Genomic DNA, 23,794 nt, shown 5'->3' with positions numbered 1-23,794 from the left:
GGAGTCCCGCAGTCGCGAACGAAAGGCAGCCACCCGTGAGCGCGAGGAACGCAGCGAAGCGGAGTCCCGCAGTCACGAACGAAAGGGGGTACAGCAGATGATTCGCAAGCTGCTGGTCGCGAACCGGGGGGAGATCGCCCGCCGGGTCTTCGCCACCTGCCGGACGCTCGGCATCGAGACGGTCGCCGTGCACTCCGACGCGGACGCCGATGCGCCCTTCGTCGCCGAGGCCGACCAGGCCGTCCGGCTGCCCGGCAACACCCCTGCGGAGACGTACCTGCGGATCGACCTGATCCTGGATGCGGCCCGCCGCTGCGGTGTGGACGCCGTCCATCCCGGCTACGGTTTCCTCGCCGAGAACGCCGAGTTCGCCACGGCGGTGACCGACGCCGGGCTGACCTGGGTCGGCCCGGCGGCCAAGGCGATCGCCGCGATGGGCGACAAGCTGGCCGCCAAGGCGCTGCTCGCCGAGGCCGGCGTACCGATGCTGCCCACCTGGACCGACCCGGGACCGGTGCCGAGCTTCCCGGTGCTGGTGAAGGCGTCCGCCGGGGGCGGCGGGCGTGGCATGCGGGTGGTCCGGGACGCCGCCGGGCTCGCCGAGGCCGTCGCCGGTGCGCGCCGCGAGGCGGCCTCGGCGTTCGGCGACGACACGGTCTTCATCGAGCGGTACGTCGAACGTGGCCGGCACGTCGAGGTGCAGATCTTCGGCGACAGTTTCGGGACGGTGGTGGCGCTGGGCGTGCGGGACTGCTCGATCCAGCGCCGGCACCAGAAGATCGTCGAGGAGGCACCCGGCGTCCTTTCCGACGAGGTGCGGGAGCGGCTGCACGAGGCGGCGGTGGCTGCCGGACGGGCGGTCGACTATGTCGGGGCCGGCACGGTCGAGTTCCTGCTCGCGCCCGACGGGGAAATCCACTTCCTGGAGATGAACACCCGCCTCCAGGTGGAGCACCCGGTCACCGAGCTGACCACCGGGCTGGACCTGGTCCGACTGCAACTGCTGGTCGCCGAGGGCGCGCCGCTGCCGCTGGCCGCGACACCGCCGGCCACCGGACACGCGATCGAGGTACGCCTCTGCGCCGAGGACCCCGCGCACGGCTACCGGCCCGCCACCGGCACCCTGCACCGGTTCGCCCTGCCCGGCGTGGCGGCCGAGTTCGGGCCGCTGACCGCGCTCGGCCTGCGGCTGGACTCCGGTGTGGTCGACGGGTCGGCGGTGAGTGTCCACTACGACTCGATGCTCGCCAAGGTGATCGCCTGGGCACCCACCCGCGCGGAGGCGGCCCGCGCCCTGGCCGGTGCGCTGGCCAGGGCGGAGTTGCACGGCGTGGCCACCAATCGGGACCTGCTGGTCCGTGTCCTGCGTAGCCCGGAGTTCGCCGCCGTGGACATCGACACCGGTTTCCTGGACCGGCACCCGGGGGTCTTCGCTCCGCTGCTGCCGGCCGAGCAGTTCCCTCTGGTCGCGCTGGCCGCCGCCCTCGCGTCGGCGGCCGACCGCCGCGCCCGGGCTGGCGCGCTCGCCGGGCTGCCTTCGGGCTGGCGCAACGTGCCCGCGTTCCCGCAGGTCACCCGTTTCAGCAGCCCGGACGGCAGGGAGATCGAGGTCCGCTACCGCCTGGACCGCTCAGGTGGCCTCGTCGAGTGGTCGATGTCGCCGGTCCCTGGCGCCTCCGGCAGCGCGCCGACCGGTACGGGCGAGGCAGCCGACGCAGCGCCGATCCTCACCCCGGTCGAGGTGGCCCCGGAGCGGGTCGTGCTCGACGTTGACGGGGTGCGGTGGGTGTACCGCGTACACCGGGTGGGCTCGGAGGTCTTCGTGGACGGCCCGAACGGGGCGACGGGCCTGGCCGAGTTGCCGCGTTTCCCGCTGCCCACCGCCGCGCTGGCCTCCGGATCGCTGCTCGCGCCGCTGCCCGGCGCGGTGGCCCGGGTGCACGTCGAGGTCGGTCAGCGGGTCGCCGCCGGTGACCTGCTGCTGACCCTGGAAGCGATGAAGCTGGAACACCCCGTGCTCGCCCCCACCGATGGTCTGGTCACCGAGCTGCCGGTACCGGCCGGCGGTCAGGTGGACACCGACGCCGTGCTGGCCGTGGTCACCCCCGATGAGGAGTCGCCGTCATGAACTTCGACCTCACCCCCGAGCAGGACCAGCTCCGCGACGCCGTGCGGGCGCTGGGCAGGCGGTACGGCCACCGGTATTTCGTGGCGAAGGCGAAGGCCGGCGAGCACACCACCGAGCTGTGGCAGGAAGCCGGTCGGCTCGGCTACCTGGGCGTCAACATCCCCACCGAGTACGGCGGTGGGGGCGGCGGCATCACCGACCTGGCCATCGTCTGTGAGGAACTGGCCGCCACCGGCTGCCCGCTGTTGCTGCTCGTGGTCTCCCCCGCCATCGCAGCCACCGTCATCAACCGACACGGCACCGAGGAACAGCGCAAACGCCACCTGCCGGGCCTGGCCGACGGCTCTCAGAAGATCGTCTTCGCGATCACCGAGCCGGACGCCGGCTCGAACTTCCACCGCCTCGCCACGGTGGCCCGCCGCGACGGTGAGGACTGGCTGCTGTCCGGCCGCAAGTGCTACATCTCCGGCGTCGACGAGGCTCAGTTCGTCCTGGTGGTGGCCCGGACCGAGGATTCCTCGACGGGGAAGTTGAAGCCGGCGCTGTTCCTCGTGCCGACCGACGCGGCCGGGCTGACCTCGTCCAAGCTGGACATGGAGATCGTGTCCCCGGAGAACCAGTTCCTGCTCTACCTGGACGACGTGCGGCTGCCCGGTGACGCGCTGGTCGGCGGGTCGCTCGAAGCCGGGCTGCCGGCGCTCTTCGCCGGGCTCAACCCGGAGCGGATCACGGTCGCCGCGATGGGTGCCGGCACCGGCCGGTACGCCGTCGAACGCGCCTCCGAGTACACCGCGACCCGTTCGGTGTGGGGCGGCCGGACGATCGGCTCCCACCAGGGAGTCGCACATCCCCTCGCCCACGCGGCCGTACAGGTGGAACTGGCCCGGCTGATGATCCAGAAGGCGGCGGCACTCTACGACGCCGGCCGTGACCTGGAAGCAGCCGTCTCCGCAAACATGGCGAAGTACGCGGCCGGTGACGCCGCCGCACTCGCCGTCGACACGGCCGTGCAGGCACTCGGCGGTGCCGGCATGACCACGGAATACGGGGTGGCTACCCTGCTCGGCGCGGTACGGGCCGGCCGGATCGCCCCGGTCAGCCGGGAGATGATCCTCAACTTCGTCGCCCAACACGTCCTCAGCCAGGACAAGTCGTACTGAACCTGGTGGTCAGCATCGAAGCTGACGCAATGGCGCGGAGCACCTGGTGGGCCACCGACCTGCCGCACCGGCGGGGCGTCAGCGTTCCCGCCGATCGCGTCGATGCCGGTCGCGCATCGCGCGGACCGCCTCCCGATCGCCCAGGGTCTCCAGTGTGTCGGCATCGATGCCGGACGGCTCGATCCCCGGCACCACGGACGGCTGCCCGCGATCCGGTCGAGCATCCGCGTCGCGTTGCCGGGCAGCGGTTACGGCCACCCCCGCGACGGTGGCGAGCAGCACGCAGAGCAGCGCTCCCGCGACGCCGAGCAGATCCTGCCGGCGCCCCACCACCAGCACTGCGAGCAGCCAGAACGCCGCCAGGGCCGTGGCCACCGCCACGGTCCGCGCGTCGGATGCTGGGAACCGTCTCACCCGTCCAGAATGTCGGAGATTGTCGATCTGTCAACAGCAGGCAGCTTCACCACGCGGAACAGCTGACAAACAACAGCTTGCCGAATGGCGGGGGCCTGCGACAGTGCGCTGGCCGCCTGCGGGTGGCTGGCGAAGGGCAGCGCCGGCAGCGGGTCAGCCGGCACCGAGACGTCGGGTGCCGGGCAGGTGGGCGGTGCCCCAGGTGGCGATGCTGTCCAGCACCGGCGCGAGGTCCCGGCCGCGTTCGGTCAGTTGGTACTCGTACCGCCGGGGCCGCTCGCGGTAGGGGCGGCGCACCAGAATCCCGCACTCCTCCAGTCGGCGTAGCCGGTCGGTGAGCGTGTTGGTCGGCATTGCCTCGGTCGAGGCCGCCAGGTCCGCGAATCTGAGGTCGCCACGGAACAGCAGGTCACGCACGATGAGCAGGGACCATCTGTCGCCGATGAGATCCAACGTGCCCGCGATCGCACAGTCCGAGCGGGGAGCCGCCTTCCGGGCTGATGGCATCAGTACCTCCGAGTCACTTGCGTCATACAAGCTACCTTCATAGAGTCACTTGCAAAACACAAGTGACTGGAGGGGGCTGTGACCGTGCCCGCACGTACCCGGTCTTCCTGGTTCCTGACCCCACCCGCGCTCGCCGTCGGCTGGTTCTGCGCCGCGCTCGCGGCGAGCGCCCTGGGTGCCTTCCACACGACACCGGGTGACCCGCCGGTGGCTCTCGCGCTCGCCGCCGGTGTCCCGCCGCTCACGGTGCTCGTCCTCGCCGTGCGCTCGTCGCGATTCCGCGCCTGGGCCCGCCGACTCGATCTGCGGTTCCTCACCCTGTTGCAGACCTGGCGGGTCGCGGGGCTGGCATTCCTGGCGCTCGCCACCGTCGACGCGCTGCCGGCCGGGTTCGCGCTGCCGGCCGGCATCGGCGATGTGGCCATCGGGCTGAGCGCGCCGCTGGTGGCCGCCTTCGTGGTCGACCGCGCCAACCGACTCTTCGTCTTCTGGACAGCCCTGGGCATCGCCGATCTGATCCTCGCCGTCACCCTCGGCGTCCTCTACTCGGCCAGCCCGGCCGGTCTCCTGCTCACCGACATCGACACCGGACTCATGTCCACCCTGCCGATGAGCCTCGTCCCCGCCTTCGGCGTCCCCGTCACACTTGTCGCCCACCTGCTGTCGCTGATCAACCTCTCCGGCCGCTGAGCCCACGTCGGAACCGACAGCCGGATGGTGGCGCCTCGACACGGACGACTACTTTCAGTGCCACACGAAACTCGAAACGTAGCGAGGTGGCCATGGCTGCAAGCCTCTCCAGCTCCCGGTGGCGGGCGGCGGCGACCACTGCGGCGGTCGCCCTGACGCTGCTGCTCGGCGCGGCGGCCGGCTGCGACAGCCGGCAGGAGCCGGAACTGCCGTCCGTGCAGGCGAAGCTCCGCGAGTCGCACGTCTGGGGTCAGCCCGTCCTGCGGATCGGGGTGGCCGACGACGAACCGCTGATGGGCGAGATACGCGACGGGAACCACATCGGGTTCGACGTCGAGATCGCCCGGTACATCGCCGCCTCCCTCGGCTACGAGGGCGAGCACCGGCTGGAATTCGTGGCGGTGTCCACGGAGGACCGGATTCCGGCCCTTCAGGGCGGAGTGGTGGACCTGGTGGTCTCCAGCTTCTCGATCACGGAGGAACGCAAGAAGCTCGTCAGCTTCGCCGGGCCGTACTTCGTGACCACGCAGGAGGTGCTGGTTCCGACCCGCCACAAGGACACCATCCGCACCATCGAGGACCTGCGGAACCCGAAGTACCGGATCTGCACCAGCGGCGGCTCCACCACCGAGGCGGAATTGGAGAAGAACCAGGTCCGCACGCTGGTGGTCAAGGACGTGTGGGACTGCGTCAAGGGCATCCGCGCCGGCAAGTACGACGCGGTCAGCTCCGACGAGACGATCCTCGCCGGCTTCCTGGCCCGCTACCCGACCGAGTTCGAGATCGTCGACATGCCCTTCGGCACCAGCGAACTGCTCGGCGTCGGCGTGCCGATCGGTGACCCGGCGCTGCGCGACCTGGTCGCCTACTTCCTCGACAAGAGCTACCAGCAGGGGCGCAGCGGGGAGGCCAGCCCGTGGCTGACCGCGTACAACCGCACGTTGGGGCCGTGGCTGCGGGGCGAGAAGCGGCAGCCGCAACCGCTCGAGGTGCCGAGACTTGTCGACTTCGACGACAAGGCACCACAACGATGAGTGCGGCACCCGCCACCGCCTCCGACGAACCAGGGGCCGGCGGCCCACCGCCACCCGCACCGCGGGCTCCCGCGCCGCCGTCCGCCACGCCGCCTTCGGCACCGCCGACGATGTCGGCGAGCACGGCGGGTGGGGTCGAGCCGGCCGCCGCACCGACGGCGGCCGGCGGCTGGGATCCGGCCGAGCGCCGGGCGCGGGCCAGCCAGTCGTTCTGGACGGCGGTGGTCGGCGTACCGGCGATCTTCTCGGTGCTGCGGCTCGGCATCGAGGCCGGCGGCGAGTTGCAGACCACGTTGCTGCTGGTGGCCAATGTGGGACCGGTCAACCTGCTCGCCGGCTTCCTCACCACGGCGGCCCGGCTGCTCTCCACCGTGCTGGTCGCGGTGTTCGCGCTCGGCGGTGTCCTCGCCGCCAGCGGGCACCGGCTGACCCGCCGGCCGATCTTCGCCCGGTGGATGGAGATCACGCCGGGCTGGTTCGTCGCGGCGAGCTTCCTGATGGCCCTGGTGACCTGGCCGCTGCTGTACCTCCCGCTGCTGTTGCCCACCGTCGCGGCGGCCTTCCAGCTCCGGCCGGAACGCCTGCACGAGCGCCCCGCCGTCCGTGCCCTGATCGTCGTAGCGGCGTACGCCGGCTACCTCTGGCTGCTCGTGCCGACGCTGCGCGACGCCTGGCGGCAGGGCGAGCCGCTGCCGATCGTGCTACTGGTCGTACCGCCGCTGCTGGCTCTCTTCGTCGCCGGGCCGCTGCCCCGGGTGGTCATCCAGCCACTCGCCCCGGTGACCCAACTCGCCGTGCTGGTGGTGCTGGTCTGGGCGGCGCTGCCGGTGATCAGCACGCCGGTACTGCCGCTGACGGTGACCACGGTGGGCGAACCGGGCGCGACCTCTGCCGATGCCACCGAGGAGATCCGTGGGCACGTGGTGACCACCGACGACGTCAACATGGTGATACTTCAGGAACGCGGCGGGGTGCGCTACGTGCCGGTCGACCAGGTACGCGGTCAGGTGCTCTGCCCCTCGGAGGAGGAACTGCCCCGGTACCGGCTGCGCATCCACGACTTCCACGTCGAGGACTCGCTGCTGGAAGGGCTGGGCCGCCGCGTACGTCCGGTCCACCGAGTCGACGCCGCCTGCCGCTGAACCCGCCGCCGCTTGTGAATCTGCCGAGCTCAGTCCGGTCGTAGACCCTGCTCGCGCAGCCAGCCGCGGAGCGTCTCGGCCTGCTGGCGTGCCCTGCTGATCTCCTTGACGGTCGCCGGGTCGGTGACGTGCGCGGCGGTGCCGTCGAGGACGGCGAGCGGCTCGTCCCCGGTCAGCCAGCGCTGAAAGGTCGCTCGGCCGTCGTCGGGGATGGACGAGAAGACGCACCAGTCCAGGATGTCGGCCAGGTGGCGGGTAGCGGCGACCCCGCCGACCTCGGTGAACGCGGCAAGGTAGGGCGCGAGGTCCACGTCGCACTCGATGACGGCGTCAAGCAGATGCCAGGCGTCGTCGTCGCGGTCGAAGGTGTGCAGCATGCGTCGCCACCAGGCCGCCAACAGACCCGTCACCGCGTCCCGCTCCGCTGCGGACCAGTCGCGCCACTGGGAGGCGATCCGGCTCGTCACCGTGGCCGGTCTACTCCAACCGACCATCTCGTTCCTGGCGTACAGTTCCAACAGCCTGGGCAGCAGGTGCGGGAACTCCGTGTGGTCGCCGAAGGTGCCGGGGTTGAGCAGGTAGACACCGAGCTGATCCGGGGTGAGCTGGCGCAGCGGCGTACGCCGGAAGAGATCCAACTCCTCCGGGCTCACGCAGTGGTCGCAGGCATCCAGGTCGGCCGGCAGGTGGCGGTGGGCGAAGGCGACGTACCCGGTCTCTATCGCGTCGTCCAGAGCCTGACCGATGGCCACGGTGTTGTCCACGACGCGAGTATGCGCGCATGAGCCGATGAGGGCGATCGAGAAGCCGAGACGGCGCCCAGCCGGGCCGCTATCTGGCCGCCGGCCCTCCCGCGAAGGGTCAGCCGCTGGTGAGCGTGGGCGAGGCAAGGCCGTCAAGGCCCCGCCCGGCCAGGCAACGGTAGGTGAGGTTGGTGTCCGCGTCAGCCGGCGGTAGCACCTCAAGATTCCATCCCGCCGCCTGACGCAGCCCGCTGACCAGGCGGAACGTCTCGTCGTTGCAGACCTGGCGGACTCGGGGATCCGCGACGATCTCGTCGTGGCCGGCATCGGCGAGTGCAACCGGCAACTGCCCCTGGGCGTAGCTCTCCCAGGTGTGCCGGGCGTCGCAGGGCATTCGGCTGGCCTCGGCCCGCTGGCCACGCACCTGCACCGGCCCGAAACACTCCAACTCCGTCGCGCACTGCGCACCGGCGGGAAGCGCATCCTGGTGGGTGGCGCAGCCCGGGCGAAGCAGCCCGGTTGCCGCCGGACGGGCCGGAATGCTGGGCTGTGGCGACGGCCCACCACCGGCCGCCCAGGCACCTACCCCCGCCGAGGCGACGAGCGCGACCACCCCTGCGGCACCGAGGAACCAGCGTCGGCGACGACTGCGCTCGGTGGAACCGCCCCCGGTCGGCGGGACGGGACGGCCGGCATCGTGGACACTGGCGGCAGCCCCGCCGGTCGGTGCCGCCGGAGCGTTCGACCCGCCGCCCGCCACGGTCGAGCCGTCCAGCGTCAGGTTTGTGAGCATGTCGCGCAGTTCCGCGGCGGACGGCCGGTCGCCGGGATCGTTGGCCATGCCGGCACGCAGCACGTCGACCAGGTCCTCCGGGATGCCGGGCAGACCGGGAATCGGCTGGTGGAACATCTCCAGCACGGTGACCAGGCTCGGGTTGCGCTCGCTCTGCCAGCGCGGTGGCCGGCCGTGCATGACCGCGTAGAGGGTGGCGCAGAGCGCGTACACGTCGACGGCCGGCGAGGGCGGACTGTGACTGAACATCTCCGGCGGCGCGTACGCCGGGGTGAGCACCTCCAGCGCGACGGAGGCGTCCCGCATCTCGGCGACCACGGCGAGCCCGAAGTCGGCAAGCACCGCCGGGTTGAAGTGCGAGTGGAGGATGTTGGCCGGCTTGACGTCGCGGTGCAGCACGCCGGCGGCGTGTGAGTGGGCGATGGCATCCGCGATCTTGACGCCGAGATCGCGGGCCTCGACGGCACCCAGCGGCGAATTGCGCATCCGCTCGGCGTACGAACCGTCGCAGAGCTCCATGATCAGGTAGGGGTGCTGGTCGATGGTGACCCCGACGTCGAACAGGTCGACCACGTGCGGGTGGGACGACATCCGACCGGCGGCACGCGCCTCGCGCAGGAAACGGGCCTGGTCCCGGTCGCTGGCCAGGGTCCGGTTCTCCACCTTGACGGCGACCTCGCGACCCACCGAGATCTGCGTCGCCCGGTAGACCGTGGCGTAGCCACCCCGGGCAAATACCCGCAAGTCAGTCAGACCGGGCACAATGGGCGTCGGCAGGGCGCCGGGCGGGGTGTCGGTCACAACCTCGAAAATACCGAACTCTGCCGGCCCCTCAGTGAACCGCATCGGTGGCCGGCCCCACACCCGATGTTCCGGCACGGCGCCGGTCGTCGTCCTGCTCCGGTTCGTCGGGAGTCGATCCGCTCCCGCCCGCCGGGGCGGTCACCCCGGGCGGGCCAGTCGTGCCCGCGGACCGGCGCGCGTCCCACCAGAGGCCGACGGCGGTGGCCACCGCACCCAGGCCCTCCCAGGCCGCCACCCCGAAGAACCGGCCCGGTGCGATGCCGGCCAGCACCACGAGGGTGAAGACCGTGAACGTGACCAGCCGGAACACCACCGTGAAGCGGTAGAAGGCGCGCCACTCGGTGGCCGTGGCGAGCAGGTAGTAGACCCCCATGTTGAACGAGGCCATCGAGGAGGCCGTCACGAAGACACCCGTGTAGTCCCCGGGTGCTCGGCTCTGCGGGATCTCGAAGCCGAGCATCCGCAGCAGCGCCTCCGGCCAGAGCAGGCCGACCGCCCCCATCACCAGCGCCAGCACGCCGAACACCGCGATCGTCCACCCCGCGACCGAACGCGGCAGCCTCATCTTCGCCCCCCTCGACGGCACGACCGACGACATCGACGGTCGCATGCACCAGTCACGCTAGCGGCCGGCCCCGACCGGCCACATCCCCGAAACCGTCAGATCCGCACCGGTCACCGACCGACCGGACGAATCGGGCCGACGGCTCGGCCCGACCTGACGACGTGTCCGGACACCGGACCAGAGCGCGGGCACACCGGTGGTCCCGCCGGGCGGGGCCCGTGGAGGTCGCGGGCGGCTGCGGTCAGCCGGGGGTACGCAGCCGGTTCAGCAGCGCTTCCGCGGCGGCCCGCTCACTGCGCTGCTCGGTGGCGTACGCCAGCCGGACCGCCTCCTCGGCGCTGGCCTTCGCCTCCGCCGGCCGCCCGCACGCGGCCAGCGCCTCGGCCAGTACGCTCGCCGCGATCACCTGGCTGCGGACGTCCTCGGCCTGCACCCGCACCGCCCGGCGGGCCCAGTCCAACGCCTGCTCGCGCTGGCCGTGGGCGAGCAGGGCCGAGGCGTAACGCGCCATCGACTGCCGGCGGGAGAAGAGCAGGGACGGGGTGGTGGCCGCCATCGTGGCGACCGGGGCGAGCAGGCCGACGGCGGTACCGGAGTCACCGGCCGCCAACCGGGCGGTGGCCAACAGCACCCGGGGAGCGACCTGGGCCGGTGCCTGCGGATTGTGCGGTTCCACTGTGGTGAGCACCGCGCGGGCGTGTCGCTCGGCACCGGCCACGTCACCCATTTCGAGCGCGACGAAGCCACGCAGCGTGCCGGCCATCCCGGTGAGCAGTGGGTGAGCGGTCCGGTGGCCGTACGCGAGCGCGTCGGTGAGCAGGTCCGCGGCATGCTCCGGCTCGCCCAGCCCTCGGGCGACCACGCCCCGGACCACAAGCGCGAAGCCCTGCCCCCAGTCGTCGGAGGCCGCGGCGAAGTCCCGGTACGCCCGCCGGGCCTCCCGGTCGGCGTCGACCAGCTCACCCAGCTCGGCGTTGGCGTACGCGTCGACCGCCCGCAGGGTGCCCACCGCCCACGCCTCGCCGACCCGTTCACCGAACGGCAGGAAGACCCGGGCCAGCCGACGCGCCTCCCGCAACCGACCGGCGAGCAGCCGGGCGAAGGCGGTGGTGCCGCGCAACCACGCCCGTCCGTACGGATCCTTCAGTTCGGCGAAGAGCCGGGCGGCCCGGCCGAGCACCGCGTCCGTGCCGGCGAAGTCGCCCCGGGTGGTGGTCACCCAGGCGAGGTTCTGCAACGACCACGCCTGTCCCCGGCGGTCCCCCGCACTCAGGCTCACCTGGTACGCCGCCGCCAGTCGGCTGCTGGCCTGGCCCAGCCGGCCGACCAGGAAGTCGGTCATGCCCAGGCGGCGCATCGCCGACGCGCGCAGGGTGGGCAGGTCGGCGTCGCCGGCCACCTGAAGCGCCTCCCGCCAGCAGGACTCGGCCCGCCGTAGGTCACCCATCACCTGCTGGGCCTGCCCGGCGAGCAGCAGGGCGCTGGCCCGCGTCGCCGGATCCCCCGCGTTCGCGGCGATCTTCTCGGCGGAGGCCAGGGCGTCGGTGGCCCGACCCACCTGGAGCAGTGCCCGGGCGTGCGCCACCCGGTCGACCGCGGGAATTCCGTCGCGGGCCAGTTCGGCGGCGCGTTCGGCGTACTCGACGGCCAGCGCCGGCTCTCCCGCGTGCAGGGCCCGGCGGGTGGCCCGACCGAGCGCCGCCACGCCCAGCGGCGCGACCGCCCGGGCCGGCGCGTCCGGACGTAGCGTGACCGCGTCGGCCAGCGCGGTGGCCCGCTCGACGTGCTCGGCCACGAAGTCGTCCCGGGCCGCCTCCAGGAAACCACCCGGTCCGGTCCCGACGCCGCTCGGGCCGGCGGCCTCGGTCCCCGGAGCCGCCCAGCGAGCCAGCGCGGCGTGCCGTTCCGCCAGCTCCGCCTTGCTGATCCCGGAGTACACGGCCTCCCGCATCAGCGGGGTGGCGAAGGCGTACCCGCTGCGGGTGCGGTGCAGCATCCGGCGTTGCAGCAACTCCTCCACGGCCCGTTCCAGCTCGACGGCGGCGACGGCGGCCGGACGGCCGTCACCACCGGTGCGCTGCTCGCGCAGCGCCTCCAGCGCACCGTCGGGCACGGTGTCGCCGACCACCGCGGCGTCCCGCAGTACCGAGCGGGCCTCGGCGGGCAGGGCGTCGATCCGGGCGGCGAGCACCGCCGCGAGGTCCCGGGAGAGCAGTCGGCTGCCCAGCGAGCCCGGTGCCAGCCGCCAGGCGTTGCGGGCCCCGGCGGTGAGCGCGCCGCGCTCCATCAGCAGGGTCACCAGTTCCGCCAGGTAGAAGGGATTGCCCTGGGCGGTGGCGAGCAGCCGGTCGGCGTCGGCCTGGGGCAGCCGTCCACCGCCGAGGTAGCTGGTCAGCAGCCGGGCCGCGTCGGCACCGCGTAGCGGCGGCAGGGGTTGCACCTCGGCGTCGGACACCCGGGCCAGGGTGCCGGCGGTTCGGACCAGTTCGGGCCGGCCGAGCAACAGCACCAGCACCGGGCCGGTGAGCCGGGACAGCGTGACCTCCAACGCGCCGATGGTCTCCGCGGTGGCGTCGTGCAGGTCGTCCACGATCACCACCAGCGGCGCCTCCTCGGCGAGCGCGCTGAGCAGGTCGGCCACCGCGTTGGGCACCGCGTCGACGTCGGCCGGAGCCTGGGCGGTGCTCCACTCGCCCTGATCCGCCGGGCCACCGGCGGGTAGTTCCGCGTACCCGAGCAGCGCCAGCAGTTGGTCGGTGGCGACCGGGGCCGGCTCCGTCCGGGTACGGCTGAGCCGTTGCCCGAGCCGGCGCAGCCGCTCCTCCACCGCGGCCCGGGTGACCGCGGTCGCGGCGTCGTTCGGCAACCCGGTCGCGGCGCGCACCAGGTCCGCGAGGGGAGCCAGTCGGCGCCGCTCGCCGAACGCCGCGCAGCGCACCGAGAGAACCCGGGCACCGGTGTGCGCGGCGTACCGGCCGGCGCCGACGTCGTAGCCGGCGGCGAGGCGTTCCACCTCGGCGGCGAACCGGGACTTGCCGATGCCCGCCTCGGCCGTCATCAGCAGCACCCGGGGCTCGGTACGGTCGATCACCTCGGCGAGCCGGCCGGCCACCCGACCGATCTCCGTCTCCCGGCCCACGAACGGTGCCTCGTCGCCCAGACCGGAACGGGTGCCGGGCGCGTCCAGCAGGCCGAGCAGCTCGTACGCCTCGACCGGCTCGCGCTTGCCCTTGAGCCGCAGCGGCCGCAGCGCCCGCCAGCTCGCGACGTGCCGGGTCGCCGCGGCGGTACGCCCACCGGCGTAGACCGCGCCGACGGCGGCGGCGTCAGCCAGCCGGGCTGCGGTGTTCACCGTGTCGCCGATGACCGTGTACTCGATGGCGGCCTGGATGCCGGCGATCACGTCACCCGTGTTGAGCCCGACCCGCAGTCCCAGCGGCGCGCCGCCGCCCCGCTCGTCGTCGAGCACTCGGCGCACCGCCCGCTGCATGGACAACGCGGCGCGTACCGCCCGCTCGGCGTCGTCCTCGTGCGCCACGGGGGCACCGAAGACCGCCATGATCCCGTCACCGGTCAGTTTGTCGACGTGCCCACCGAAGGTCTTGACCGCCCCGGCCAGCGCGGCCAGCACCCGGTCGGTGACCGCGCCGACGCGTTCCGGGTCGAGATCCTCCGACCAGGAGGTGAAGTCGGACAGGTCGCCGAAGAGCACGGTCACCACCCGGCGCTCGGCGGCGGGCAGGGTCGCGGCGGCCGGCAGCGCGGCGCCGCAGTTGTGGCAGAACCGGGCGCCGGGCACGGCTACGGTTCCGCACACCGGGCAGGTCACGCTGGATCCAACCTCGCGTCGCCGCCGTCGGATTCCCGGCCCAGGTATTCGAGTTGGGCGCGCACCGACCATTCCGCCGCCCACCACAGCGACCGGTCGACGTCGGCGTAGACCGCGGCGACCACCTCGGCCGCGGTCCGCGCCCCCGCGTCCAGCGCCGTCCGGACCTGGTCCAGGCGGGCGCGGCGATGGGCGAGGTAGAAGTCGGCGGCGGCGCCGCAGTCGGCCAGCGCCGGGCCGTGCCCGGGCAACGCCGGGGTTCCCCGGTATGTCGAGAGCAGCTCCAGGCTGGCCAGGTAGTCGCCGAGGTGCCCGGCCGGGTGCGCCACGACGGTGGTGCCTCGGCCGAGGATCGTGTCACCGGTGAGGACCACCCGCTGGCCGGCCCGCTCGGCCAAAAAGCAGACCGAGTCGGCGGTGTGCCCGGGGGTGGCGAGCAGGCGGATCTCCAGGCCGAACCCGCTCAGGTCCTGCCCCGGCCCGGTCAGCGGCTCACCGCCGATGGTGTGCGCCGGGTCGGCGGCGAGGACGGCGGCTCCATCGAGCAGGTCGTGCAGGCGCGCCGAGCCCTCGGTGTGGTCCGGGTGGCCGTGGGTGATCAGCACCAGCCCGACCGGCCCCTGCGCGACGATCGCCGCGAGGTGCGCCTCGTCCGCCGGTCCCGGGTCGACCACCACGGCCGGCTCGCCGGGCCCGGCCCGCAGCAGCCAGGTGTTGGTGCCGTCCAACGTCATCGGCCCCGGATTGGGTGCCCGCAGCAGCGCCGCCCAGTCCGGCAGTTCGCTGGCGAGGGCGGTCACCGCCCCCGTCACATGCCCTCCCATGGCTGCGATCGTACGACTCCGCGAACGCACCCCCGCGATCTTGCAGTTCCGGTCCCCGATTCGTCCTCGTTAGAGGTCTTCGTCCGGGCAGGAACTGCAAGATCGCGACAAGTCAGGAGACCTCGACGATGACCTCGACCTCGACCGGGGCGTCCAGGGGGAGTTCCGCGACTCCGACGGCCGAGCGGGCGTGCCGGCCGGCCTCACCGAAGACGGTGCCGAAGAGGTCCGAGGCGCCGTTTATGACGCCGGGCTGCCCGGTGAAGCCGGATGCGCTGGCGACGAAGCCGGTCAGCTTCACGACCTTGACCACGTTCTCCAGACCGACAAGCGAGTCGATCGCGGCGAGCGCGTTCAGTGCGCAGCGTTGGGCCAACTGCTTGGCCTGCTCGGCGGAGACGCCGGCACCGACCTTGCCGGTGGCCAGGAGCTTGCCCTCGGCCATCGGCAGTTGCCCGGAGACGTACACGTGCTGCCCGGACTGCACCGCCGGCAGGTAGCTCGCCACCGGCGGCACCACCTCCGGCAGCTCCAAGCCGAGTTCCGCCAGCCTGGCGTGAGGTCCGTTGGCCACGACACTCATGCCTTCGGGCGCTTCAGGTAGGCGACCAGTTGCTCCGGATTCGGCCCGGGAACGACGGAGACGAGTTCCCAGCCGTCCTCACCCCAGTTGTCGAGGATCTGCTTGGTCGCGTGGACCAGCAGCGGGACGGTGGCGTATTCCCACTTCTGCATCGGTGGAGGGCTCCCTCGGTGGCGTGGACACTTCGGGACACAGCCTACGGTCCGCCGGCCGGCCGGGACGCGGGACGCTGTTCAGCATCGGGCCACTGCTCGGTACCGGTTCGTTGCTCGGGCGCGGGCGACAGTTCGCCGCAGGGGCCGGCATGGTCGTAGGGCTGGGGACAGCGCGTGCGATCCGGCAGCAGCAGGTCGCAGAAGACCCGGTGCCGGTTGTTCTGGTCGTCGGCGGTCGACACCTCGGTCTCACCGGCGTCGAGTTCGAGCAGGAAGTTCAGCGAGGTGGCCAGCCGACCGGCCAGCGCGGTGGCGGCGGCCAGATCGGTCACCCGGATGGGCAGGTGGATGACGTACCCGGGGCCGTCCTCTTCCCGCCCGCCGGCCGGCTCGGCACTCGTGACCGGGTCGCCGGGACGCCGGTACGACCGCTCGTTGACCGGCAGCCGGCCGGAGGAGTCTCCGCCAGCCGTCCGGCTACCCCGCCGCAGCCCGGCGGGGAACTGGGCTCGGGGGGTGTTGTCCGTGTCGCGCATGCACTGCCTCCGGGCGTCGTACCTGGTCACGGCACCGCCCACCGATCCGGGACCCATCCGTCCGGCCCGAGCCGGAGCGTGCCGGAGCGACCGTAGAACCGGGGCACCGGTCCCATCAACAGGACGCGCGCGCCCGATCGCGTTCGGTCACATTTGCGACACCGGACCAGCGGAAAGTTGATCGCGATCGCCGTACCGGACACACCGGGCCCTCCGCAGCGGGACCGCGGACCGCTACCCTTCCCGTCTGGACGGGCGCCCGGCCCGGCCACCCGATCCCACGCGCACCGCCTCGACGCGGTGCTGCGCCGCACCCGGGGGGACCGATGACCCAGCCACCCGCCGGCGGCCCGACCGGCCCGACCGACCTCCCGCCGGCCGGTTCACCGGCCCAGCCCTCGCCGCCGGCCATCGGCCATGGTGCGCCGCCCGCACCGCCGGAGGGCGGGTATCGGCCGCAGCACTCGCCGGCCGGACCGCCGCGCAAGCGGGGGCCGCTGCTGGCCTCGCTCACGCTGGTCGTGGTGCTGCTGCTCTGCGCCGGAGGCGGGGTGGCCGCCTTCCTCACCCTGCGCAACACCGAGTCGGGTGAGGGCGCACCGGACCCGTCGGTGGCGGTCGACGACTTCCTGACCGCGATCTACCAGGACCGGGACGTCGCCAAGGCGGCGGGTCTGGTCTGCACCGCCGCGCGTGACCAGGACAAGATCCGGGCCAAGGTCGCCGAGGTCGAGGAGTACGTCTCGACCTACCGGAACCCCCGGTTCCGCTGGGACACCCCGACCGTGGACAACGAGACCGGCGACCGGGCGACGGTCACCACCACGGTGACCGTCACCACCGCCGATGAGAAGATCGCCGATCAGGATCTGCGCTTCACGGTGGTCCGTAAGACCGGCTGGTGGGTCTGCGAGGTCGCCTGAGCACGCCGGATGGATAGGCTCGACGGGTGGGAGCAGCGCAGCGACCGACTGAGCGGGCCGGCATCGACTGGCCCGCCCGCCTGCACGTGGTGACCGGCAAGGGCGGTACGGGCAAGACCAGCGTGGCCGCCGCGCTGGCCCTGGGCCTGGCCGCCGGTGGTCGACGCACCCTGCTGGTGGAGGTGGAGGGGCGACAGGGCATCGCCCAACTCTTCGGCACCGATCCGCTGCCGTACGCCGAGCGACACCTGGCCGACGCCCCCGGTGGCGGCGAGGTGTCGGCGCTCGCGGTGGACGCCGAGGAGGCGTTGCTCGAATACCTCGACATGTTCTACAAGCTCGGCGCGGCCGGCCGGGCGCTGCGCAAGTTCGGTGCGATCGACTTCGCCACCACGATCGCTCCGGGTCTGCGCGACGTGCTGCTCACCGGCAAGGTCAAGGAGGCCACCACCCGCACCGTCGACCAGCGGCGGGTGTACGACGCGGTGGTGCTGGACGCGCCACCCACCGGCCGGATCGGGCGCTTCCTGAACGTCACCGCCGAGACCGCCCGGCTGGCCAAGATGGGGCCGATCAAGACGCAGAGCGAGGGAGTCTCCGCGCTGCTGCGCTCACCGATGACCGCCGTGCACGTGGTGACCCTGCTGGAGGAGATGCCGGTACAGGAGACGGTCGACGCGATCGCCGACCTGACCTCGCTCGGCTTCGGTGTGGGGCGGGTGATCGTCAACGGGACCCGGGCACCGCTGCCGACCGGGCGGTTGGTCACCGAGGCGGAGTTGACCCAGGGACTGCGCGCGGCGGGGCTGTCGGCCAGCGAGGGGATCGTCACCGGTCTGCACGACGAGGCGCGGGACCTGATGATCCGCCGGGAGTTGGAGGATTCGCTCCGCACCGATCTGGTGGACCTCGGCGTGCCCCTGGTCGAACTGCCGCTGCTGCCCGACGGGGTGAACCGCGCCGGCCTGGAGGTGCTCGCCGCCGCGCTCGTCCAAGGCGATTGACTCACACCTCAGCTCGGCCTGGCGCGCGGAGCCGGTCAGCCCGATACGCTCGATTGGTGCCTTCCGACAACGCCGCGCCGCCGCTTGACGTCGACCGGATCCTGGCTGATCCGGGAGTCCGGATCGTGGTCTGCTGCGGTGCGGGCGGGGTGGGCAAGACGACCACTGCCGCCGCGCTAGCGCTGCGCGCCGCCGAACAGCACGGCCGCCGCACGGTGGTGCTCACCATCGACCCGGCGCGGCGACTGGCCCAGTCCCTCGGCCTGACCGAGCTGGACAACACTCCCCGGCAGGTCAAGGGGATCGACGTCGAGGACAGCGGCGGCGAACTGCACGCCATGATGCTCGACATGAAGCGCACCTTCGACGACGTGGTGCTGGCGCACACCGATCCGGCGAAGGCCGCGGAGATCTTCGCCAACCCCTTCTACCAGGCCATGAGTTCCACCTTCGCCGGCACTCAGGAGTACATGGCGATGGAGAAGCTCGGCCAGTTGCACGCGCGGGGCGAGTGGGACCTGATCGTGGTGGACACTCCCCCGTCGCGCTCGGCACTGGACTTCCTCGACGCGCCGGCCCGGCTGTCGCGGTTTCTCGACGGGCGGATGCTGCGGCTGCTGCTCGCTCCGGCACGCACCGGCGGTCGCAGCATGTTCAGCCTGGTCACCGCCTCCTTCGGGATGTTCTCCCGGGTGGTGCAGAAGGTGATCGGCACCCAGTTGCTGACGGACCTGTCCGGCTTCGTCGCCGCGCTCGACTCGATGTTCGGCGGTTTCCGGCAGCGCGCCGAGCAGACGTACCGCATCCTGCAGGCGCGGGAGACGGCGTTCCTGCTGGTCGCGGCGCCGGAGCCGGACGCGGTCCGGGAGGCCGCCTACTTCGCCGGTCGGCTGCGCGCGGAGCAGATGCCGCTCGCCGGCCTGGTACTCAACCGGGTTCACCAGCCGACGGTGGCCGAGTTGGGCGCGGCGGAGAGCCGCGCCGCCGCTGACCGGCTGGCTGCGGCCGGTGGCCATGAGGGCACCGTCGAGGTGTTGCGGGCGCACGCCGCCCTGGCCGAGCAGGCGGTACGTGAGCAGCAGGTGGCGGCGCGGTTCACCGAGGCGTTTCCACAGGTGCCGGCCGTGTCGGTGACGGCGCAGCCCGCCGACGTGCATGACGTCGACGGGCTACGGACGATCGCGGCGGCGATCAGCCAACCCTGACCGACGGTTCGGTACGGCGGGGAGCCGCAGCCGACCGCGCCGGTTGTTCAGTTGCCGGCCGCAGCCAGGATCTTGTCCTTGCCGGCCTGGTCCTTGGCGTTCTTCTTCATCGCCGCCTCGAACATCTTGCGCCAGCTGGTGACCTGGGGGTGGCGACGCAGCAACGCGCGACGTTCCCGTTCGGTCATGCCACCCCACACGCCGAACTCGATCCGGTTGTCCAGCGCGTCGGCCAGGCACTCGTACCGCACTGGGCAGCTCCGGCAGATCCGCTTGGCCACGTTCTGTTCGGCGCCCTGTACGAACAACGCGTCCGGGTCCCCGTTCTGACACGCCGCCAACGACGGCCAGTCAGTGATCATGCCCATCTGTACACGTCCCCCCTTGCTGTACTACCGACGCCGTCGCGGGCCAGCCGGCAATCCCCCCGGGTCGTCCGGCGCGCCTTACCCCAAGGCGGCACAGACGACATGTGGCGCTGTCGCCGCCTACATCATGCTCTGTAGTCGCACGATTACGCAACGTTGTCGGCGAAATCCATCATTCCGGACACTCCCGGCTTCTCGGGCCTGGGACCGCCGCTTACCCCACCGAGGTCGGCGAAAACGCTGCGAGCCACCTCCATGAGGAGGAAACTCGGCTCGAATCCACGCAACCGGACACCCGGTGCCACGCGTCTAGCACAACGAGGACGGCGCGCGCAGGAAATGGGGAAAAGACGCCCCAGCGCCCCTCGTTACCTGTTCGCGTACCCTGTCGAGGTGACCTGGATGCGGAAACGTGACCACAACGTACTGACCAACGCCGCATCGCTGCTTATCTGTGGGCTACTGGCCGGCGTGGTGGTCGCCGCTGCGGCTTTCCCCGCGGTGGCGATGTCCGGCCTGGCCGCGAAGGCCGGCGCGGAGACCTTCGGTGCGCTACCGAAGGAACTCACCGTGGCCCGCGCACCACAGATCAGCTATCTGCTTGCCTCCGACGGCAAGACACCGCTGGCCACCATGTACGACGAGAACCGGCGGGACGTGAAGCTCGGCGACATCTCGGAGAACATGCGCAACGCGATCATCGCCGCCGAGGACCACGACTTCTACAAACACAACGGGGTCGACCTCAACGGCGTGGCCCGGGCCTTCGTCAACAACAGCCAGGCCGGCGCCGACCGGCAGGGCGCCTCGACGTTGACCATGCAGTACGTCCGGATGGGGATCGCGTACTCGGCCACCCACCCGGCCGACGTGATCGCCGCGACCGAGGACACCAGCGCCCGGAAGCTGCGCGAGATGCGGTACGCCCTCCAGCTCGACAAGGAGATGTCGAAGGACGAGATCCTGGAGCGCTACCTCAACCTCGCCGCCTTCGGCAACGGCGCGTACGGCGTCTACGCCGCCAGCCAGGTCTACTTCAACAAGCCACCGAAGGACCTGAAGATCGAAGAGGCGGCCATGCTGGCCGGCCTGGTGAAGGCCCCCACCTCGTTCGATCCGACCACCAAGGACGGTTACCCGCACGCGGTCGACCGGCGCAACTACGTGATCGACAACATGGTCAAGACCGGGGCGATCACCCAGCAGCAGGCCGACGAGGCCAAGGCCGTCAAGCTGGTGGTCAAGGGCAAGCGCGCCCCGAACGGCTGCGTCGCCACCAACAAGAACGCCTGGGGCTTCTTCTGCGACTACTTCTACCGCTGGTGGATGTCGCAGGAGACGTTCGGGTCGACCTCGTACGACCGGGAGCGGCGGCTCAAGAGCGGCGGCTACACCATCATCACGACGCTGGACAAGCAGGCCCAGACCGGTGCCGACAAGGCGGTGCGCAAGGCGAAGCCGGTGACCGCCAAGGAGGCCGCCATGGTCGCGGTGGTCGAGCCCGGCACCGGGCGGGTCCGGGCGCTGTCGGTGAACCGGAACTTCAAGCTCGACAACCCCGACAAGCCCAAGAACAAGCCGCACAGCGACCCGAAGCAGCGCGAGAAGGGCAAGCGGGGCAACTATCCGAACACGGTCAACCCGCTGCTCACTGGCGGTGACGGCATCACCGGCTACCAGGGCGGCTCGACCTTCAAGATCTTCACCATCGTGGCCGCGTTGGAGAAGGGCATCCCGCTCAGCTACACCATGAACGCGCCGCAGCAGTTCAAGTCCGAATACATCATCGACAGCAGCAGTCCCGCCGCCTGTCCCGGCACCAACCTCTACTGCCCGACCAACTCCGGCAAGAAGGCCGGCGGCGTACAGAACATGTGGAGCGCCTTCTCCGCCTCGATCAACACGTACTTCGTCCCGTTGCAGCAGCAGGTCGGCGCGGAGAACGTGGTGGACGCGGCCAAGCGCCTCGGCATCCAGTTCCGGCAGAGCAAGGACGCGGAGTTCGCCAACACCAAGGAGGCCGCGCACCAGTGGGGCGCGTTCACCCTGGGCGTCTCGCAGGTCACCCCGCTGGACCTGGCCAACGCGTACGCCACCCTGGCCGCCGACGGCAAGTACTGCGAGCCGATCCCGGTGCAGGAGATCCGGGACCTGGACGGCAACAAGCTGGACGTGGCCAACCCGCGCTGCGAAAAGCGGATCAGCACCGAGGTGGCCCGCGCGGCGGTGGACGCGGCCCGGTGCCCGGTCGGCGACAACTCCTCCACCAGCAAGTGTGGCGGCAGCCGGACCGCGGCCCAGACCAAGTACATCGTCGACGCCCCGGTGGCCGGCAAGTCCGGCACCACCGACTCCGAGAAGAGCGCCGCCCTGGTCGCGATGACCAAGCAGTACGCGGTGGCCGGCATCATGGCCGACCCGGACTGGCCGCAGACCAACGTCAAGATGAAGCACAACCGGCCGGACGGCATCAACCCGCCGGTGTGGGAGACGCTGCGCGACGCCATGAAGGGCAAGAAGCGGATCAACTTCGATGCGCCCGGTAAGAAGATCTCCCTCGGTGACCAGCGCACCATCCCGGGCGTCGGATGCCTGGACCTCGATCGGGCCAAGTCCCGCCTCTCCGGCGCCGGCTTCGAGCCGATCGTCTCCAGCAGCCGGATCGCCTCCGACTGCCCCGCCGGCACGGCCGCCGGTACCAGCCCCAGCGGACGCACCATCAAGGGCGGCATCGTGACGATCATGGTCAGTGCCGGTAAGCCCAGCAACGACAACGGCGGCGGTAACGGCCGGCCGGGCAACGACTCGCCCTCCAGCCCGCCCAGCAACCCCGGCCGTCCGCCGGACCGGCCCGGCGGCTGACCGGCCTCAGCAACGCTCGAACGGGCGGGCACCCCGAACCAGGGGTACCCGCCCGTTCGTGTTCCGGTCAACACCGCAGCAGGGCGTACGCGGCCGGTGCGCGGCAGGACGATTCAGAGGCCCAGTTGGCGGCGTACCTCGGCGGCCACCCGACCTCCCTCGGCCTGGCCGGCCACCGCGGCCTGAGCCGCCTTCATCGCCGGGCCCATCTGGGCCTTGCCGGTGAAGCCGCCCGCGGTGAGCGCCTGCGTGACCAGCTCGGTCAGCTCGGCGTCGGATAGCTGCTTCGGCAGGTAGCGGTCCAACACCTCACCCTCGGCGCTCTCCCGCGCGGCCTGCTCGGTGCGGCCCGCGTCGGCGAAGGCGGTGGCGGCCTCGCGGCGCTTCTTGGCCTCCTTGGTCAGCACGGCCACCACCTCGTCGTCGCTGAGCTCCCGCTTGGCCTTGCCGGAGACCTCGGCAGTGCCCACGGCGGCCAGGGCCATTCGCAGGGTGGAGGTGGTCAGCTCGTCGCGGGCCTTCAGGGCGGCGCGCATGTCGGCGGTGAGGCGGTCCTTCAGCGTGCTCATGGACGGTCAAACTACCCTGATCGGCATGCGAAAGCGCACACTATTCCGGCTCGCGACCGCAACCGTCGCGACGGGTGCCGCCGCCCTGGCGTACGCCTCCCTTGTCGAGCGCAACATGTTCACCCTCCGCCGCTTCGACGTGCCGGTGCTGCCGACCGGCACTGAGCCGCTGCGCGTGCTGCACCTGTCGGACCTGCACATGACCCCCAACCAGGTACGCAAGCAGCAGTGGGTAGCCTCGCTGGCCGCCCTCGACCCCGACCTGGTGGTGGTGACCGGAGACAACATGGCGCACCCGGGCGCGGTGCCGGGGGTGCTGCGGGCACTGCAACCCCTGCTCGACTACCCGGGTGCGTTCGTGTTCGGCTCGAACGACTACACCGGGCCGGTCTGGAAGACTCCGTTCACCTACTTCCTGCCCGACCGGGAGTACACCGAGGGCGTCGAGCTGCCCTCCGAGGAACTGCGTGACGTGCTCGTCGGGGCCGGCTGGGTCGACCTGAACAACCGGCGGAGCACGGTCAAGGCCGGCGGCCGGGCGATCGACATGGCCGGGGTGGACGACCCCCACGTCGAACGGGACGACTACCCCTCGGTCGCCGGGCCGGTCTCCCCCACCGCCGACCTCTCCATCGCGCTCACCCACTCCCCCGAGCCGGCGTTGCTCGACGACATGGCCGCCGACGGCTTCGGGCTGCTGCTCGCCGGGCACACCCACGGTGGCCAGGTGTGCGTACCGGGGGTAGGAGCGTTGGTGACCAACTGCGGACTGCCCCGGTCGATGGCGAAGGGCCTGCACCGCTGGCCCGGATCGGATTCCTGGCTGCACGTCTCCGCTGGGCTCGGCACCCACCCGACCGCCCCCGTCCGGTTCGCCTGCCCCCCGGAGGCCAGCCTGCTCACGCTGATCCCGCGCTGACCGCCCGCGCCCCGGGTACCGAGTTTGAGCCTCGGGA

22 protein-coding genes are annotated in these 23,794 nt (G+C 71.8%); 10 read left to right on the top strand and 12 right to left on the bottom strand.

The features are described 5' to 3' along the window. Positions 1-97 precede the first annotated feature (97 nt). Together AB0J93_RS03770 and AB0J93_RS03765 are read left to right on the top strand one after the other, a co-directional pair. Positions 98-2,128 (top strand): biotin carboxylase N-terminal domain-containing protein, encoded by a 2,031-nt coding sequence (locus AB0J93_RS03770; protein WP_363917868.1) that lies wholly within the window; start codon positions 98-100, stop codon positions 2,126-2,128. After that, complete coding sequence (locus AB0J93_RS03765) at positions 2,125-3,288, top strand: acyl-CoA dehydrogenase (protein WP_363917866.1); 1,164 nt, start codon at positions 2,125-2,127, stop codon at positions 3,286-3,288. Before AB0J93_RS03770 ends, AB0J93_RS03765 begins: the two co-directional genes overlap by 4 nt. Before the next feature lie 78 nt (positions 3,289-3,366). Here the strand turns inward: AB0J93_RS03765 and AB0J93_RS03760 are convergent, their stop codons facing one another. Together AB0J93_RS03760 and AB0J93_RS03755 are read right to left on the bottom strand one after the other, a co-directional pair. Then, the gene (locus AB0J93_RS03760) at positions 3,367-3,702 is read right to left on the bottom strand and encodes a hypothetical protein (protein ID WP_363917864.1); all 336 of its coding nucleotides are present in this window, start codon (positions 3,700-3,702) and stop codon (positions 3,367-3,369) included. A gap of 153 nt (positions 3,703-3,855) precedes the next feature. Beyond that, on the bottom strand, positions 3,856-4,209 hold the full coding sequence (locus AB0J93_RS03755) for a helix-turn-helix domain-containing protein (RefSeq protein WP_363917862.1): 354 nt from the start codon (positions 4,207-4,209) through the stop codon (positions 3,856-3,858). 78 nt (positions 4,210-4,287) lie between these two features. Between AB0J93_RS03755 and AB0J93_RS03750 the strand changes: the two genes are divergently transcribed. The 3 genes from AB0J93_RS03750 (at position 4,288) to AB0J93_RS03740 (ending at position 7,075) form a co-directional block, all read left to right on the top strand. Beyond that, on the top strand, positions 4,288-4,899 hold the full coding sequence (locus AB0J93_RS03750; protein WP_363917860.1) for a hypothetical protein: 612 nt from the start codon (positions 4,288-4,290) through the stop codon (positions 4,897-4,899). Positions 4,900-4,991: 92 nt separating this feature from the next. Further along, the gene (locus AB0J93_RS03745) at positions 4,992-5,933 is read left to right on the top strand and encodes a transporter substrate-binding domain-containing protein (protein ID WP_363917858.1); all 942 of its coding nucleotides are present in this window, start codon (positions 4,992-4,994) and stop codon (positions 5,931-5,933) included. Continuing rightward, positions 5,930-7,075 carry a hypothetical protein gene (locus tag AB0J93_RS03740; RefSeq protein WP_363917856.1) on the top strand — a complete coding sequence of 382 codons (1,146 nt, stop codon included), beginning with the start codon at positions 5,930-5,932 and terminating at the stop codon, positions 7,073-7,075. Before AB0J93_RS03745 ends, AB0J93_RS03740 begins: the two co-directional genes overlap by 4 nt. A 29-nt stretch (positions 7,076-7,104) precedes the next feature. On the opposite strand, the gene AB0J93_RS03735 is transcribed toward AB0J93_RS03740, so the two are convergent. The 8 genes from AB0J93_RS03735 to AB0J93_RS03700 form a co-directional block, all read right to left on the bottom strand. Continuing rightward, on the bottom strand, positions 7,105-7,839 hold the full coding sequence (locus AB0J93_RS03735) for a hypothetical protein (RefSeq protein WP_363917854.1): 735 nt from the start codon (positions 7,837-7,839) through the stop codon (positions 7,105-7,107). A gap of 97 nt (positions 7,840-7,936) precedes the next feature. Next, a complete protein-coding gene (locus tag AB0J93_RS03730; protein WP_363917852.1) occupies positions 7,937-9,412 on the bottom strand; it encodes a serine/threonine-protein kinase in 1,476 nt (491 codons plus the stop codon). 31 nt (positions 9,413-9,443) lie between these two features. Continuing rightward, positions 9,444-9,980 (bottom strand): hypothetical protein, encoded by a 537-nt coding sequence (locus AB0J93_RS03725; RefSeq protein ID WP_363917850.1) that lies wholly within the window; start codon positions 9,978-9,980, stop codon positions 9,444-9,446. Positions 9,981-10,221: 241 nt separating this feature from the next. Further along, entirely contained in the window at positions 10,222-13,809 is a 3,588-nt protein-coding gene (locus AB0J93_RS03720) for an adenylate/guanylate cyclase domain-containing protein (protein WP_363917848.1), read from the bottom strand. Continuing rightward, on the bottom strand, positions 13,806-14,633 hold the full coding sequence (locus AB0J93_RS03715) for an MBL fold metallo-hydrolase (protein WP_363917846.1): 828 nt from the start codon (positions 14,631-14,633) through the stop codon (positions 13,806-13,808). Before AB0J93_RS03715 ends, AB0J93_RS03720 begins: the two co-directional genes overlap by 4 nt. A 112-nt stretch (positions 14,634-14,745) precedes the next feature. Continuing rightward, positions 14,746-15,216: a RidA family protein gene (locus AB0J93_RS03710; RefSeq protein WP_363917844.1), complete on the bottom strand. Its 471-nt coding sequence runs from the start codon at positions 15,214-15,216 to the stop codon at positions 14,746-14,748. Then, entirely contained in the window at positions 15,213-15,368 is a 156-nt protein-coding gene (locus AB0J93_RS03705) for a DUF4177 domain-containing protein (RefSeq protein ID WP_013736319.1), read from the bottom strand. Before AB0J93_RS03705 ends, AB0J93_RS03710 begins: the two co-directional genes overlap by 4 nt. 44 nt (positions 15,369-15,412) lie before the next feature. Continuing rightward, entirely contained in the window at positions 15,413-15,907 is a 495-nt protein-coding gene (locus AB0J93_RS03700) for a hypothetical protein (RefSeq protein WP_363917842.1), read from the bottom strand. 326 nt (positions 15,908-16,233) lie between these two features. Between AB0J93_RS03700 and AB0J93_RS03695 the strand changes: the two genes are divergently transcribed. The 3 genes from AB0J93_RS03695 to AB0J93_RS03685 are packed head-to-tail and all read left to right on the top strand — an operon-like array spanning position 16,234 to position 19,039. After that, positions 16,234-16,830 carry a hypothetical protein gene (locus AB0J93_RS03695; protein ID WP_363917840.1) on the top strand — a complete coding sequence of 199 codons (597 nt, stop codon included), beginning with the start codon at positions 16,234-16,236 and terminating at the stop codon, positions 16,828-16,830. Positions 16,831-16,856: 26 nt separating this feature from the next. Beyond that, complete coding sequence (locus AB0J93_RS03690; RefSeq protein ID WP_363917838.1) at positions 16,857-17,834, top strand: ArsA-related P-loop ATPase; 978 nt, start codon at positions 16,857-16,859, stop codon at positions 17,832-17,834. A 53-nt stretch (positions 17,835-17,887) separates the two neighbouring features. After that, a complete protein-coding gene (locus AB0J93_RS03685; RefSeq protein ID WP_363917836.1) occupies positions 17,888-19,039 on the top strand; it encodes an ArsA-related P-loop ATPase in 1,152 nt (383 codons plus the stop codon). A gap of 47 nt (positions 19,040-19,086) precedes the next feature. Here the strand turns inward: AB0J93_RS03685 and AB0J93_RS03680 are convergent, their stop codons facing one another. Then, a complete protein-coding gene (locus AB0J93_RS03680) occupies positions 19,087-19,407 on the bottom strand; it encodes a WhiB family transcriptional regulator (RefSeq protein WP_363917834.1) in 321 nt (106 codons plus the stop codon). A gap of 402 nt (positions 19,408-19,809) precedes the next feature. On the opposite strand from AB0J93_RS03680, the gene AB0J93_RS03675 reads away from it, so the two are divergent. Next, the gene (locus AB0J93_RS03675; protein WP_363917832.1) at positions 19,810-22,269 is read left to right on the top strand and encodes a transglycosylase domain-containing protein; all 2,460 of its coding nucleotides are present in this window, start codon (positions 19,810-19,812) and stop codon (positions 22,267-22,269) included. Positions 22,270-22,382: 113 nt separating this feature from the next. On the opposite strand, the gene AB0J93_RS03670 is transcribed toward AB0J93_RS03675, so the two are convergent. Next, positions 22,383-22,838 carry a GatB/YqeY domain-containing protein gene (locus AB0J93_RS03670; RefSeq protein ID WP_363917830.1) on the bottom strand — a complete coding sequence of 152 codons (456 nt, stop codon included), beginning with the start codon at positions 22,836-22,838 and terminating at the stop codon, positions 22,383-22,385. 25 nt (positions 22,839-22,863) lie between these two features. On the opposite strand from AB0J93_RS03670, the gene AB0J93_RS03665 reads away from it, so the two are divergent. Next, positions 22,864-23,757 carry a metallophosphoesterase gene (locus AB0J93_RS03665; RefSeq protein WP_363917828.1) on the top strand — a complete coding sequence of 298 codons (894 nt, stop codon included), beginning with the start codon at positions 22,864-22,866 and terminating at the stop codon, positions 23,755-23,757. Positions 23,758-23,794 lie beyond the last annotated feature (37 nt).

The sequence above is a fragment of the Micromonospora sp. NPDC049374 genome (assembly GCF_040677165.1).
GTDB lineage: Bacteria > Actinomycetota > Actinomycetes > Mycobacteriales > Micromonosporaceae > Micromonospora.
This window is presented reverse-complemented; position numbering and strand designations above follow the sequence as displayed.